The sequence below is a fragment of the Pedobacter sp. genome, assembly GCF_035566355.1.
Classification (GTDB): domain Bacteria; phylum Bacteroidota; class Bacteroidia; order Sphingobacteriales; family Sphingobacteriaceae; genus Pedobacter.
Map to the genome: position 1 here is coordinate 1 of NZ_DATMRL010000294.1, position 15,702 is coordinate 15,702.

8 protein-coding genes and 1 pseudogene are annotated in these 15,702 nt (G+C 44.0%); 5 read left to right on the forward strand and 4 right to left on the reverse strand.

Annotated elements, in window-relative coordinates; translation table 11 throughout:
* From VNZ46_RS11645 to VNZ46_RS11655, 3 genes and pseudogenes are all read left to right on the forward strand, one after another.
* Window positions 1–464 (forward strand): annotated as a pseudogene (locus VNZ46_RS11645) (carbohydrate kinase); the annotation flags it as partial.
* Window positions 465–486: 22 nt separating this feature from the next.
* Window positions 487–1,818, forward strand: a complete 1,332-nt coding sequence (gene xylA / locus VNZ46_RS11650; RefSeq protein WP_325560318.1) for a xylose isomerase — start codon at window positions 487–489, stop codon at window positions 1,816–1,818.
* A 9-nt stretch (window positions 1,819–1,827) separates the two neighbouring features.
* Complete coding sequence (locus VNZ46_RS11655; RefSeq protein ID WP_325560319.1) at window positions 1,828–3,516, forward strand: sodium/sugar symporter; 1,689 nt, start codon at window positions 1,828–1,830, stop codon at window positions 3,514–3,516.
* 55 nt (window positions 3,517–3,571) lie between these two features.
* Here the strand turns inward: VNZ46_RS11655 and VNZ46_RS11660 are convergent, their stop codons facing one another.
* Window positions 3,572–5,497 (reverse strand): sialate O-acetylesterase, encoded by a 1,926-nt coding sequence (locus VNZ46_RS11660; RefSeq protein ID WP_325560320.1) that lies wholly within the window; start codon window positions 5,495–5,497, stop codon window positions 3,572–3,574.
* A gap of 273 nt (window positions 5,498–5,770) precedes the next feature.
* On the opposite strand from VNZ46_RS11660, the gene VNZ46_RS11665 reads away from it, so the two are divergent.
* Window positions 5,771–6,877, forward strand: a complete 1,107-nt coding sequence (locus tag VNZ46_RS11665; RefSeq protein WP_325560321.1) for an endo-1,4-beta-xylanase — start codon at window positions 5,771–5,773, stop codon at window positions 6,875–6,877.
* Window positions 6,878–9,724: a glycosyl hydrolase 115 family protein gene (locus VNZ46_RS11670; RefSeq protein WP_325560322.1), complete on the forward strand. Its 2,847-nt coding sequence runs from the start codon at window positions 6,878–6,880 to the stop codon at window positions 9,722–9,724. It begins immediately after the preceding gene.
* 64 nt (window positions 9,725–9,788) lie between these two features.
* Here the strand turns inward: VNZ46_RS11670 and galB are convergent, their stop codons facing one another.
* The 3 genes from galB to VNZ46_RS11685 form a co-directional block, all read right to left on the reverse strand.
* Entirely contained in the window at window positions 9,789–12,527 is a 2,739-nt protein-coding gene (galB, locus tag VNZ46_RS11675) for a beta-galactosidase GalB (protein ID WP_325560323.1), read from the reverse strand.
* Between the two features lie 84 nt (window positions 12,528–12,611).
* On the reverse strand, window positions 12,612–14,606 hold the full coding sequence (locus tag VNZ46_RS11680; protein ID WP_325560324.1) for a RagB/SusD family nutrient uptake outer membrane protein: 1,995 nt from the start codon (window positions 14,604–14,606) through the stop codon (window positions 12,612–12,614).
* An 11-nt stretch (window positions 14,607–14,617) separates the two neighbouring features.
* On the reverse strand, window positions 14,618–15,702 hold a 1,085-nt coding region (locus VNZ46_RS11685; protein ID WP_325560325.1), incomplete at its 5' end, for a TonB-dependent receptor domain-containing protein.

Here is a 15,702-nt window from a genome sequence, read left to right on the forward strand (position 1 = left end):
CAGACGGCTTGCGCGTACTACCCTTTGGAAATGGTGCAGAGCGTATGCTCAACAACAGACTGATCGGTGCGCAAATGAGCCATATCGATTTAAATATACATCAGAAGGCGCATATATTCAGGGCGGTACAGGAGGGAATTGCTTATGCTTTCCGTTATGGTCTCGACATTATGCGTTCCAATGGCCTTGCCCCTACCGTTATTCGCGCAGGTAAAGCAAATTTATTCCTCAGCAACCTCTTCCTGGAAGCTTTTGTGAACAGTACGGGGGTTCCGGTAGAATTGTATGAAAATGATGGCAGTACCGGGGCAGCCCTGGGTTCTGGAATTGGGGCAAAAATCTACAGCAACCCTTCCGAAGCCTTCCTTAACCTGAAGCCTATCCAATTTGTAGAGCCTTCATTAACCAGCCAATATGAGCCTGTGTACCAGGACTGGCTACAACTTTTAAATCAACAACAATAACCAAAATCAAAATATAATCAAGATGACTAAAGTAATAACAGGAGAGAAAGAATTTTTCAAAGGCATCGGACAGGTAAAGTTCGAAGGACTGGAATCGAACAACCCACTGGCTTTTCGCTGGTATGATGAAAACAGGATCATTGCAGGCAAAACCATGAAAGAACATTTGCGTTTTGCTTGTGCTTACTGGCATTCTTTTGTAGCTACAGGTGGTGATCCTTTTGGAGAAGCAACCATCATTCACCCATGGAATGAAAAAGCTGATGCAGTGGAGCGTGCAAAAGATAAAATGGATGCAGCATTTGAATTCATTACCAAAATGAACCTGCCTTATTATTGTTTCCATGATGTGGATCTGGTAGATTATACCAACGATGTACTGGAAAACGAAAGACGTTTACAGGCTATTGTAAACTATGCTAAACAAAAACAGGCAGAAAGCGGTGTAAAATTACTTTGGGGAACAGCCAATCTTTTTTCTAACCGCAGGTACATGAACGGCGCAGCAACCAATCCTAATTTCCATGTACTGGCCCATGCCGGCGCACAGGTTAAATCTGCACTGGATGCAACTATTGCCCTGGGTGGAGAGAATTATGTATTCTGGGGCGGTCGTGAAGGCTATATGAGCTTGCTGAATACCAAGATGAAACGGGAACAAGAGCATTTGGCTAAATTCCTGCATGCTTCAAAAGACTATGCACGTGCACAGGGCTTTAAAGGAACTTTCTTCATTGAACCAAAACCTTGTGAGCCAACCAAACACCAATACGATTATGATGCAGCAACGGTAATTGGTTTTCTGCGCGAATACAATTTGCTGGAAGACTTTAAGCTGAACCTGGAAGTTAACCATGCCACGCTGGCGGGCCATACTTTCCAGCACGAGGTACAGGTTGCTGCTGACGCGGGTTTACTGGGTTCCATGGACGCCAACAGAGGTGATTATCAGAATGGCTGGGATACAGACCAGTTCCCGAACAATATCAATGAAATTACAGAGGCGATGTTGATCGTTCTGGAAGCGAACGGCCTGCAAGGTGGTGGAATCAATTTTGATGCGAAGATCAGAAGGAATTCTACAGACGCAGCTGATCTGTTCTATGCGCATATTGGGGGCATGGATACTTTTGCACGTGCATTGGTTACGGCCGACCAGATTCTGCAGCATTCAGATTATAAAAAGATCAGAACTGAAAGATATGCTTCTTTTGATGGCGGAAAAGGTAAAGATTTTGAGCAGGGCAAACTGAACCTGGAAGATCTGCGCACTTATGCTATAGAAAAAGGCGAACCTGCTACGCTCAGCGGACAGCAGGAATTATTGGAAAACATCATCAACAGGTTTATTTAATCTACGCTTATGAACGCATTAGGCACTTACGACTATGTCGTTTTCCTGGTCTATTTTCTGATCGTAGCTTTATACGGATGGACGGTATACCGCAAAAAGCAGGCACATAAAGAAAATTCGAAAGATTTCTTCCTGGCCAAAGATTCTTTGACCTGGTGGGCGATCGGTGCTTCCCTTATTGCTTCCAATATCTCTGCAGAGCAGTTTATCGGAATGAGCGGTTCTGGTTTCACGATGGGACTGGCTATTGCCACCTATGAGTGGATGGCGGCTGCCACACTGATTATCGTAGCCGTATTTTTCATTCCGGTTTACCTCAAGAATAAGATCTATACGATGCCCCAGTTTCTGGGGCAACGGTACAACAGTACGGTAGCGATGATCATGGCCATCTTCTGGCTCTTGCTCTATGTAGTGGTGAATTTAACCTCGATCCTGTATCTTGGTGCTTTAGCCATCAACAGCATTTCGGGTATCAACACCACGGCTTGTATGTATGTTTTAGCTGTTTTCGCCATCATTATCACCCTGGGTGGAATGAAGGTAATTGGCTACACCGATGTGATCCAGGTTTTCTTCCTGATCCTGGGCGGACTGGCAACCACCTACCTGGCTTTGCAACTGGTATCTACCCATTTTGGAACTTCAGGGGTATTAAACGGTTTAAATCTGGTAAAGGAAAAAGCGACGGACCATTTCCACATGATCTTTCATAAAGAAAATGCACACTATATGGACTTACCAGGCCTTACCGTGTTGATTGGCGGGATGTGGATTGTGAATCTAAACTACTGGGGCTGCAACCAGTACATTACCCAAAGGGCCCTTGGTGCAGATTTGAAAACAGCCAGAGGTGGTTTGTTATTTGCGGCCTTTCTGAAATTGCTGATGCCGGTGATTGTGGTCCTTCCAGGTATTGCAGCCTATGTGTTATACAAAGAGGGCTATGGTAATTTTCACAGCGATATGATGAAAGACGGATCGCTGAATGCGGATTCTGCCTATCCGGTATTGCTTAACCTGCTTCCTGCCGGATTGAAAGGTTTGTCTTTTGCGGCACTTACTGCAGCTATTGTTGCGTCTCTTGCTGGAAAAGCCAATAGTATTGCCACTATCTTTACACTCGATGTGTACAAGAAGGTGATCAACAAAGAGGCCAATGAACATAAACAAGTGGTGATTGGAAGAGCGACGGTAATCATTGCCATGATTCTGGCGATCATTATTGCCCCTCAACTGGGTATTGATAAAAAAGGTGGCTTCCAGTTTATCCAGGAATACACCGGCTTTGTATCGCCAGGTATCTTTGCCATGTTCATTTTAGGCTTTTTCTGGAAAAAGACCACATCCAATGCGGCTCTCTTTGCGACGATCGGAGGTTTTGTATTGTCTGTTCTGTTTAAAGTCCTTCCGGCTTTTACCAATCTGGAATGGTTAAGTTCTTTTGGTTTCTCCAAACTGGCCGAGCAAAAAGATGGAACAATGCTTTATGAGATTCCTTTCCTGGACAGAATGGGCTTTGTATTTGTGATTTGTATACTGGCCATGTGGATCATCAGCACCCTGGAAAACCGAAAAGGTGTTAATCCTAAAGGTTTGGATGTAGACCGCAGCATGTTTAAAACCAATACTGGTTTTGCAGTGGGTTCACTGATTGTTTGTGGAGTGATTGTAGCTTTATATACTATCTTCTGGTAACTCGTACCGCATTATGTAAAAAAGGCTTGTGTTCTCCTGGAACACAAGCCTTTTTTTATCTATGGATTTCAGAGGTTCCATCTGTCCGGAACGCAGAGGCTGGCAGGCCTTCTTTATTGTACAGGTTTGCCCCTTCGGGATTATCGGCCCAGGCATACCGCACAGCCGCCGGCTCATGAATCGTATCATCCCATACTTCTACCTGCTTTCCTGTAATGCGGGCCTTTGCCCATACAAATTTCCCGTCTTTACCAGCAACAGAAAAGCCCTTAAGCTCTCCTCCCCCTTTTGCTACTAAACCCCTGCCCGCAGAGGTAAAAGAAAGTACGATCTTTTGCCCGCTTCTTTTCATCGATTGATACAGCGGACCAGAATACACCAGCCTGGTGTCATGGTAGGCAATCCTCTGTGCGGCAAGTGAAAGACGCTTACCCACATCTTCTTTATTGAGCGGATGAATATCGTTCCATTCGCCTATATCCGTAGCAACCGCCATACCGGTGTTGGGCAGCTCCAATGTTTTTAGTTGTGCTTCCCTGACTTCGGCCCAGTTACTTTCCGAAGGCTGAGGTTTTGAGGGCATAAAACTGGCGAGTTGCACATAAAGAAATGGCAGGTCTTTCTTTTGCCATTGCACTCTCCAGTCTTGTATCAAATCTTTAAACAGTACTTCGTACGCACCTGGATTTCCAGTGTTAGACTCCCCCTGGTACCAGATTACGCCTTTCACGGCATAACGAAGAAGAGGTGAGATCATGGCATTGAACAGTCCTCCAGGTTGATATTGGAAAGTGGTCTGTCCACCCGGCATTGGATCGGAGGCGTAGCCCACTTTACATTGCCAGGCTCCTTTCAGATCTATGCGCTCCTGGCCAACGACGAGTTCATAAGGTTTATCTGTTGTAAACCCGACTTTGCCATTTTCTGCAATTACCCGCACAACGATCGTATTTTTGCCCTTCTTTAGAATTCCGGCAGGCACATCATATTTTCTGGGCGGGTATTGATAGCCGGTACTGCCCACGAGCTGACCGTTAATATAGGTTTCATCCCGGTCTACAATCGTCCCCAGCAAAAGTCTTCCAGCCTTTCCATCCATAGCCTCTGGCAAATCAACTTCTTTCCGGTACCAAAGCACACCACTTAAATGTTCTGCCCGGAAGCCTGGCACTACCGTGTTTTTCCAGTCGGAAATTTCTCCACCTTCCAGACCTCGGTCATTGTTTTTTAAGCGGTTGTTCCATGTATTGGCCGTTTCCTCATCCTTTTTTTTGATTTGATCGATCACCGCATCATCCTGATACTTTTGATAAAGCGCTAATTGTTTTGGAAAAGATTTCAAGGCCGATTCGCTCAACCAGGCTTCTGCTGGCGAACCACCTACACTTGCTTTGATCAGGCCAATGGGAACATGGTATTTTTGATACAGGTCTCTAGCAAAAAAATACCCCACACCTGTAAAATCCAGTACTGAGACAGGATCTGCAGAAACCCAGGTGCCTGAACCCAGATCACTCTGGATACCATGAAAGTTATAAGCTGTTTTTATGTTGAACTGCCGGATATTTGGATCGGTTGCATTCTTTATAACCGCTGCATATTTATCCTTTAACCGGCTCATGGGCAACTCCATATTCGACTGCCCGGAGCAAACCCAGACGTCTCCAATCAGGATATTAGAAATGGAAATCAGGTTGTCTCCCTGTATATCCATTCTAAATGGCCCACCAGGCGCCATTGCTGGAAGTTCAATGGTCCAGACCGATGATGCCTTGCAAACGGTTTTATAGTCTTTGTTTTTAAATTTGAGCCTGATCGTTTCTCCCGGATCTGCCCATCCCCAAACCCGGATCACCTCACCTCTTTGCAACACCATCCCGTCACTGATCAGTCTGGGTAATTTTACAGTTGCGTAACTGCAGACAAGCTGTGCAGTGAAAAATAAACAAAATAAGAATCTCTTAAAAAAAACCTGCGTCATCGTTTATAGTCAATTGGTTAATATGTGGTTAGTAGAATAAAAATAGAAAGAATTTTCAATAATGCAATCGATTGTAATTATTTTTTTATAATTTTATTTTCAAGGACTCGTAGCTGTCATTGTAAAAATTACAAATGAAGTTGAACGAAGAATAAAACCTGATTTAGAACCAAATATGAACGATAATTACCCGCTGTTATCTTATAATAGCTATTTTTTTATCTGGAATAAAAAGAAAATTCAACTCCTGAGCACCAATAAACCAGATTAGATATGTATATTTTAAAATCGATTGCATTTTTCAACAAATTAAATTTATGGATCCTGATTCTGCTCTATATTCCTTTTAAAGGTACGGGTCAGTCTTTGCAAACCCATAGCAAAGGACTGAAAGATGTTTATCAATCTTACTTTACCATGGGTGTAGCCGCTTCTGTTCTCTCTCTTCAGGGAGAAGAAGCACAGCTCATTAAAAAGGAATTTGCCAGCATTACACCTGAGAATGCCATGAAGATGGGGCCCATACATCCCGAAGAAAACCGTTACTATTGGAAAGACGCAGATTCCATTGTTTCCTTTGCTCAAAGAAACGGTCTAAAAGTACGGGGCCATACCCTTTGCTGGCATGAACAAACACCTGCCTGGCTGTTTAAAGACAGTAAGGGAAATCGGGTGAGTAAAGAGGTCCTGCTTTCCAGATTAAGATCGCATATTTTTACGGTAATGCAACGTTATAAAGGAAAAGTTTATGCCTGGGACGTGGTCAATGAGGCGATTGATGACCATCCGGACACTTACCTCAGAAATTCACTCTGGTACCAGATCTGCGGCGAGGACTTTATAACCAAGGCTTTTGAATATGCACATGAGGCGGATCCTGATGCGCTTTTATTCTATAATGATTACAATACGGAGCGGCCGGAGAAGGTGGAAAGGATTTGCCGTCTGATCAAAAGCCTAAAAGACAAAAATGTACCTATATATGGTATAGGTCTGCAAGCCCACTGGTCCATCTTTGAGCCCAGCACTGCTGAACTTGAAAATGCCATTCGAAAATATGCTGCCCTTGGTTTAAAGATCCAGATCACTGAACTCGATATTTCTGTTTATCCCTGGGAAAAAGAAAAACGGGCATTACGCCCTGGTGAGTCTGATGCCTATACTCCTGCCCTGGAAAAACAGCAGATCAATAAGTATAAAGAAGTGTTCCAGGTGCTCCGTGCACATCGCAAAGAAATTACCGGAATCACTTTCTGGAACATTTCCGACCGGCACAGCTGGCTGGATGAATATCCGGTACAAGGACGCAAGAACTACCCGCTCCTGTTTGATCAGCAGCTCAAAAGAAAGAAAGCCTATTTCGCCATAACCAAATTTTAAATGATGAACCGACCTTTGTTACTCGTACTTTTTATGATTTGCAGCTACCAGTATAGTTTTGCAATAGATGATAAAACCTATATTTCCAGTCAAGGCAGTAAGGCACATTTCCCGCTTAGCCAGAATGGATCACCAGCGTCTATATTTGTAAACCCACAGGATTACCCCGGCGTATTAATTGCAGCTAAAAATTTGCAGTCTGATCTAAAAATGGTGACCGGAAATACGCCTTCCTTTTATAATGCTATGCCTAAAAAAGGCATGCTTGTTATCATTGGTACTCTGGGCAAAAGCCCGGAGATTGACCTGTTGGTGCAACAGCATAAACTGGAGGTCTCGGCCATTAAAGGAAAATGGGAGACCTTCGTCATTCAGACTGTCAAAAGGCCTTTTCCAGGGATAGATGAAGCCTTGGTCATCACAGGAAGTGACAAAAGGGGCACCATATATGGCATCTACGACTTGTCTTCTAAAATTGGTGTATCCCCATGGTATTGGTGGGCAGATGTACCGGTTAAGCAGCAGAAGAATCTGTTTGTTGCGCCAGGCCTGCACAGTCAGGGTACACCGGCTGTAAAATACAGAGGCATCTTCCTCAACGATGAAGCTCCGGCGCTCTCCGGCTGGTCCAAAGAGAAATTCGGAGGTTTTAACCATAAATTTTACACCCATGTTTTTGAACTGATCCTGCGTCTGAAAGGCAATTACTTGTGGCCAGCCATGTGGGGCAGTGCTTTTTATGATGACGACCCTTTAAATCCGCAGCTTGCTGATGAATATGGTGTAGTTATTGGCACCTCGCACCATGAACCTTTGACCCGGGCACATGATGAGTGGAAGAGGTATGGCAAAGGCCCATGGAATTATGCCACCAATGAACAAACCCTGAAAGAATTCTGGACCAAAGGCATTCAGAGAATGGGCAATAGAGAAAGTATTGTAACCGTTGGAATGAGGGGTGATGGTGATGAGCCTATGTCTGAAGGCAGTAATATCGCCCTGCTGGAACGGATTGTAAAAGACCAGCGTCAAATCATTGCGGAGCAAACCAAAAAGGAGGCCTCTAAAACACCACAACTCTGGGCGCTCTATAAAGAAGTGCAGGATTATTACGATAAGGGCATGCGTGTACCCGATGATATTACCCTGCTGCTCTGCGACGACAACTGGGGAAATATTCGCAAACTTCCAAAACTAAGTGACCGCCCGAGAAGCGGAGGTTATGGTATCTATTATCATTTTGATTATGTTGGGGACCCAAGAAATTACAAATGGCTGAATACAAACCCGCTTCCGAGGATCTGGGAGCAGATGAACCTGGCCCATGAATATGGCGCCAATCAGATCTGGATTGTCAATGTGGGCGACTTGAAACCCATGGAATTTCCGATAGAGTTTTTCCTGGATTATGCCTGGTCCCCAAAAAAATGGTCTGCAGATCAGTTGGAAGCCTATACCACATTGTGGGTTGAAAAACAATTTGGAAAGAACAATGCAACTGCCATTGCTTCTGTTTTGTCCAGATATGGAAAATACAGTTCAAGAAGAAAACCTGAACTTTTGGATGCAAACTCCTACAGTTTAACCAATTACAGAGAATTTGAACGCATTACAGAAGAGTACCAGGTATTGCGTAAGGATGCTGAAGAGCTGGACAAGAAAATTCCTGCCGAGGCTAAAGATGCTTATGATCAACTGATACTTTTCCCGGTCAGGGCACTGGCAAATCTGAACGAAATGTATTATGCAGCTGCTCAAAACAAGCTGTATGCCACCCAGGGAAGAGCAGCCACAAATTCAACAGCCACCACCGTAAAAGAGCGCTTTGATCAGGATATTGCTTTAACCAGGCATTACAATACGGAAATCAATCATGGAAAATGGAATCATATGATGGACCAGACCCATATTGGCTACACCGGCTGGCAGCAACCAGAGGTTAATACGGTGCCTAAAACCCAGACCATTTCTTTACCCGAAAAGGCTGATATGGGTGTTGCTATAGAAGGATCAGCAAACTGGTGGCCAAATACCCAGTCGGAAGCAGTTCTACCGGGTATCTACAAGCTGGGCAATTCATCGGCTTATATAGAAATATTCAATCGTGGAAAGGCGGCTTTTCATTATAAAATTACTCCCGAAAAACCCTGGATAAAACTTAGCCAGGAAGAAGGAGAGGTTAAAGATCAGGTTCGTATAAGTTTAACTGCAGACTTTTCTAAAGTTCCTGCGGGCAGTTTTAAAGTACCCATCCTTATCCAGTCAGACCAGGGCAATTCAATTACGGTCTATGCGGAGGTGCATCAGACAGACAGGCCAAAACAGGCGAATACATTCCTGGAACAAAATGGGTACATTTCTATGGAAGCAGCTGACTATACCCGTAATATTGGAACAAAGGGCCTGTCCTGGAAAGTACTTCCGGACCATGGCAGAACTTCATCTGCAGTTGCCCCATTCCCGGTAACCGCAAAGGTGGAAAAACCGGGTCCGCAAAGCCCAAGATTGGAATATGCCATTGAGCTGCTGCAGGCAGGTGAAGTAAAGATCAATACTTACCTCTCTCCCACGCTCGACTTTAGCCATGATACCGCTTTATCTTATGCTATTTCAATAGACGATGAAGCACCGCAAATCATTGACATCATCCAGGCCGACCATAGAAGCTGGAACACCAATGTAGCGGAGAATATAAAGATATTGAGTTCAAAGCACGAGGTTAAAAAAGCTGGTGTTCATACCTTGAAAGTATGGGCGCTCAGCCCAGGTGTAGTTTTACAGAAGCTCGTTTTGGAAACCAAGGCCATTCCATCAAGCTATTTAGGCCCACCGGAAAGTCCTCGTTAATTGACTTGATCCCATTTCATCTTAAAAGCAGCCTTAATCCGGCTGCTTTTTTTTTAATCCAAGTTTATTTTTTTGATCCGATAACAATACTGGCTTCCTTCATCCCCTCGGCCGTTACCTTAACTTTTATAGTACCTGGAATGTCCTTCTTTGAACGTATAATTAACAGGCATAAACCGTTAAATGCCTTCCTTTCTTTCGCAGTAAAAGAGTTCATATCCGTTGCATCTCCACTATCTGCAGCAACAATTTCTCCGGCACCTTCCATCGAGAATTTCAGCAATTGTTTTGCATCCGGAACAACTATACCCTGCTCATCAACTACTTTTATGGTTACAAAAGACAGGTCCCGTCCATCTGCCTGAATGGCATTTCTATCTGCGACCAGTTGAAGTGCTACCGCAGCCTTTGTTGTATTTATGATTTCCTTTGCCCATTCTTTGCCGTTTTTATAAGCCTGTACCATCAATGTTCCTGGTTCATAAACGACCTCATCCCATCGCAACCGATACTCAAATGGCCCAAGTTTTTTACGTCCAAGTGATTTGCCGTTCAGGAATAATTCTGCTTCATCACCAGAGGTAAAAACATGGACAGGAGTAACTTTCCCTACACGATCCGGCCAGTTCCAGTGTGGCAACAGATGCACCATAGGTTTCTCCGGCAACCATTGACTTTGGTAAAGATAAAAGCGGTCCTTTTTAAATCCGGCCATATCTATGATCCCAAAATAAGAGCTCCTCGAAGAGTAATAGGGAGTTGGTTCTCCCAGATAATCCCATCCTGTCCAGGCAAAACCACCAGCTACATACTTGTTCTTTTCTAACGAAGCAAACACCTTATCTGCAGAAGCGCCAAAATCTACCGAATAAAGTTCATAGGCACTGACCTGATGGGTAACGGGATTGCCACCAAGATGATCCTTAACCGGCGAGCTGCTGTTCCCATTAACCGGGAAGAGATATTCCCCTCTGCTACTGATAGCCGCAGCATTTTCTGTACTGATGATGGCTCTATTCGGAAATTTCTGGTGAAAAACAGGAAACATGGGTGTAGTCGTGATTCCTTTTAAGCCTTTATAAGCATCTGCATCCCGAATGCCTTCACCTTGGTAATTTAATCCAATGACATCTGAATATTGGGGCAATGGCATATCTGGTTTTGCATAATTCATGGCCAGGGTGGTCAAACGGGTAGGATCTTCATCTTTAACAATATGATGCAGTTTTTTGGCTACAGCCGCTCCATCCGTATCGGTATACTGCTCTCCAACCTCATTGCCATAACTCCACAAAATAACCGATGGATGATTCTTGTCTCGCCTGATGAGGGCTCTAAGATCCTGCTCATACCAGTCTGGAAATATCAAATGAAAATCCAGTGGTGTTTTCTTCCGTTCCCAGGAATCATAAATCTCATCTACCACCAGGAAACCCATTTTATCCGTCAATTCCAGAAGTTCGGGTGCCGGTGGATTGTGTGCCATTCGTATCGCATTGCAGCCCATTTCTTTAAGCATTTGCAATTGCCGTTCAGCTGCCCGGTAATTAAAGGCCATTCCTAAAGATCCTAAATCGGCGTGCTGATTAACACCTTTTATTTTAACCTTTATTCCGTTGATCAATAAGCCCTCCTGAGCATCAAATTTCACTTCCCGGATACCGAATTCAGTTTGATAAGTATCCACCTCCTTCCCCGCAATCTTGACCGAGGTAATGGCAACATATCTGTTTGGTGTGTTCAGATCATAAGGGAACCACAACTTTGGGTTATTGATCACCGTTTCGCCAACAAACAAACCATCGGCATTCGCCTTCACATTGAGGAGAGGAGATTTAAGGGTTGAAATCACATTCCCTTTTTTATTTCCAGCAGTATCCAGCCTATAAATCGCTGTTGAGACCTCTATGACTTGATTATTACGGGTGTTGTTTTTCACCTGAACTTCCAGATTCAGCTTTGCTCTTTTTGAAGAGACTTCTAAAGTTTTCACAAAAGTACCCCAGTTTGCTACATGGACCGGATTTACTTTTGTTAACCATACATTACGGTAAATACCGGCGCCGGGATACCATCTCGAGGAAGAAGCTGGGTTATCGACACGTATGGCCAACTGATTTTCTGACCCAAAAATCAGGTAAGGCGTTAAGTCTATTCGCCAGGAGGCATAACCATAGGGCCAGCCTCCAACCAGCTTTCCGTTTAACCAGACCATGGCGTAAGACATAGCTCCGTCTATTTCTAAATAAACATTTTTCCCCCGGTCATCCGAAGAGATTCTTAACTTCTTTCTATACCAGCCTACCCCCTGTACCGGTAGTCTCCCCATACCTCCCCCAATGATGGGGTTATTTTCGGTATAAAAAGGTCCGGCAATTGCCCAGTCATGAGGTAAATTGACACTTTCCCAGGCGCTGTCGTCGAAGCCCTTCTGCACAAAGGGAAAATCGGATCCGGGATTCCCGGCCGGGCGTTTATAGCGTTTGGATGGATCTTTAATGAAATCATTTCCACTTGGCAGAATAAATGCTTTAAGTACATCTTTTGGCCCCTGCACCTTTATCGCTTCTGTAGGTTTTGCATCGGCCGCTATTTTATCCAAATCAACATCAGCAGCTGGCCGGGCATCATATATAAGGTGGTCTGTCTGCTGTTGCTGATCATATTTGTAGAATTTCCAGCCTGTATTAATAGCTTCCCGCTGCCGGTCAACACCCTTACGCTGAGCATGAACATCAAAAAAACACAAAAGAACAGCAAGCATTAAAAATCCAGATTTAGGGTTGATGATAAAAAAAGTCATATCTGCTTTATCTATTGGTTAGGATAAAAAAGAGCCTAAATCATGGATCGATTCAGGCTCTTTTTAATTTGTCAAATTATTGTTTTAATACCCAGGATTCTGATACGCCTTCTTTTCTGCAGCGGTCATATCCAGTGCGTCGAGCTGAGACTGGGGAATAGGACGAAGATAGTTCGTTGCCGCAATGTTGCGGGTAAAAGTCCCAACAGTATGGTCTTTCCAATCGTTAGGATTGGTTTTACCTGCAATGACAAATGTCCTGCCATAATCCGTCCATTTCTGGGTACGAACCAAATCCCACCAGCGGTAACCTTCACCAAAATATTCACGGGATCTCTCCGCCAATAGGTAGTCAATGTCAATCGAGCCTGGAGTAGCGGCCACCATTACAGCGCTATTGTCCTGTACTTTTGCTATATTATTTCCATTGTCGAAGCGCCATTTACCTGCTCTTGACCGAATCACATTGATCAAGCCCCTTGCTGTTCCATCATTTGCATAAGTACCCCCAATTGCTCTGGTTGCAGCACCTTTAACTGCAGCTTCGGCAGCAATAAAGAATAATTCTGAGAATTTGGCGATAGGGAAAGGACGGGTAAGGCTACCATTTGGCTGTCCAAGCCCGCCATTATTATCGGTACGGTATGGACCTAATTTCCAATTGGCCGGATAACAAATCCTGCTAAACGCACTTGGCTCAATAACAAAATCTGCTCTGCCTGGCAAAACACCTGCTCCAACATTACTGTTAAATTTGGAGTTGGAGTAATCAACACCAGCAACATCTTCATTTAAAAATGAAAGTATGGCATCTCCGTTAGCCACAGGCAGGAAATTGGCATTGTATAAATTTTCAGGAATCGCATTGTTTACTTTTAAAGCTGCTTCTTTCCAGTTACTACGATACCGGGTTACAAAGGTCGCATCGTAACGAGAATCATTGCTCTTGTCTGCAAAGGTGCTTTTAAATACACCTTGAGGTGGTGCGAGCATAGTCCAAGGACGCCCTAAGGGTTGTGTGGCTGCCCGCTGTACAGAACTTACCGCAGACCAGCTTGTATTAGAAGAGCTTGTTCTGATATTCGTATAATTCCATTGTTCAAACCATTGTGCAAAGCTATCTGTACTAAAACCTCCTGTACTGTAGCTAAGGTCGCCTCCATTATAGGTAGCGCTGGCCTGCGTATGGTCGGCATACAACAGTATTTCATTGTTGCGATCGTTGCTTCCCAGGTTCAAATCGTAAAAAGTTGGCTGTAATCCAAACGATCCCGGGCTTTCTAAACCCGCAGCAGCTATATTATAAGCTTCTTTAAAATACCATGAGGCATCGTGCCCGTTAGGATCAGTTCTTTGGGCTGCCGGATACGTTGGAATGTTGTTTGGGTTTTGCAGCCACCAGGCATAGGTTAAATAGGCTTTTGCCAGATAAAGACGTGCAAGTGTTTTCGTTGCACCACCCGTTACCCGGCCGCTGGCCGGCAATTTATCTACTGCAATCAGCAGATCAGGAAAGATGCCTTTTGTATACACTTCCGGTACGGTATTTCTTTTGGAAGTTCTTATGGTAGAAGTATTGAATTTCAATTCGCCAGCCCCTAAGTCGAGTGGTACGCCACCAAAGGTTTGCACCAGCAAAAAGTAGTCGAATGCGCGGAAAAACCTGGCTTCGGCTACAAGGGCTTCGGAAACACCAACTGCTGCTCCATTTTCGATAACGCCGCTGGCTGTATTAATATTCGGGAATGCTGCACCCCATAAAATACCTGTATTACTGGTTTGTGCCTGAATTTCTCCTACGCCCGAAAAATCCAATGTTTTGACGTTCCCGTCTGAGTTTTGGCCCCAGGTAGATTCATCGGTACTGATCTGATTTGCATTCAGAAAATAACCATTTCCGAACATAAGCCTCAGGTGTCCATAGCACGAGGTAATCCCACCCTGTACTCCAGCTTCTGTTTTAAAATAATCGGGGGTAAAAATACTCCGCGGATTTTCATCCAATATCTTTTTACATGAGGAAAGGAAAAATACAGCTAAAACTGATAGTCCTAAAAATTTTATATAGTTTCGATTCATTATCGTAAAGTTTAGAAGGTTACATTAACACCAAGTAAATAATTGCGGGTTGTTGGCGTATTATAGCCTACAGTTAACAATCTTCTTTGACCATAACCATAGGAAACTGCCATATTCGAGCTGTCGTTTGCATAGGTATTTGGTTCAGGATCCATTCCAGACTGTTTGTAGTAGGGAGAGAAAAATACAAATGGATTTTGTGCCGTTGCGTAAACACGAAGTTTCTTTATACCCACTTTTTCGGCCCATTTACCAGAGAGGTTGTAGCCAAGTGATATGGTCCGTACCTTTAAAAATGAACCGCTAAAATAACCTAAAGTAGATCCATAGATAGGATTGTTACTGTTTTTAGGCCCTTTGGGATCAGGGAAATTGGCTCCAGGGTTTTCCGGTGTCCAATAATCGATATCAATTTGTCCACGGCGACCGTCTTCCAGATTTAAATAACCATTGGAGCCATATAATGTACTATTCAGGATACCGCCATTTTGAAAGGCAGCTACAATGCTCAGGTCTAAATTTTTATACCCAACCCGGGTATTAAAACCGCCTTGAAATTTAGGATCGGCATTAATGATCTGTCTGTCATCGGGTCCAATAACACGGGTAGGTGATCCATCTGCATTATATCCTCCGGTGTATAAAACTTTGACCATACCTACCTGGCCTGCACTCCCTTCATATTGTTTTACCGCAGCAGCCTCATTAGCCTGCCAGATGCCTACTTTTTGATAGTCATATATCACGTTTAACGGATGCCCTACGAACAGCCAGTTACTCTCGTCGCGTGTCTGCCCTGATGCCAGACTCACAATTTTATTGACATTACGATACAGGTTTACACCTGCTTCCCAGGTCCAGCCATTTTTATGATCGATGATCACCCCGTTCAATGAAAGTTCGAATCCTTTATTCTGGGTAGAACCCACATTACCTGTATAACTGCTCACACCAGAGGTAGGTGGCAACCCAACACTTAGCAGCAGATTATTGGTTTTGGTGATATAACCTTCGACAGTACCAGAAAGGCGGCTATTGAATAAGGAGAAATCCAAACCAAGATTTTGGGTTTTGGAGTACTCCCATCCCAGATTGG

Bases quoted from the DNA above. Each gene is read 5' to 3' on its own strand.
- VNZ46_RS11655 (WP_325560319.1), top strand. From the start codon at position 1,828: ATGAACGCATTAGGCACTTACGACTATGTCGTTTTCCTGGTCTATTTT.
- VNZ46_RS11665 (WP_325560321.1), top strand. From the start codon at position 5,771: ATGTATATTTTAAAATCGATTGCATTTTTCAACAAATTAAATTTATGG.
- VNZ46_RS11660 (WP_325560320.1), bottom strand. From the start codon at position 5,497: ATGACGCAGGTTTTTTTTAAGAGATTCTTATTTTGTTTATTTTTCACT.
- xylA (WP_325560318.1), top strand. From the start codon at position 487: ATGACTAAAGTAATAACAGGAGAGAAAGAATTTTTCAAAGGCATCGGA.
- VNZ46_RS11670 (WP_325560322.1), top strand. From the start codon at position 6,878: ATGATGAACCGACCTTTGTTACTCGTACTTTTTATGATTTGCAGCTAC.
- VNZ46_RS11680 (WP_325560324.1), bottom strand. From the start codon at position 14,606: ATGAATCGAAACTATATAAAATTTTTAGGACTATCAGTTTTAGCTGTA.
- galB (WP_325560323.1), bottom strand. From the start codon at position 12,527: ATGACTTTTTTTATCATCAACCCTAAATCTGGATTTTTAATGCTTGCT.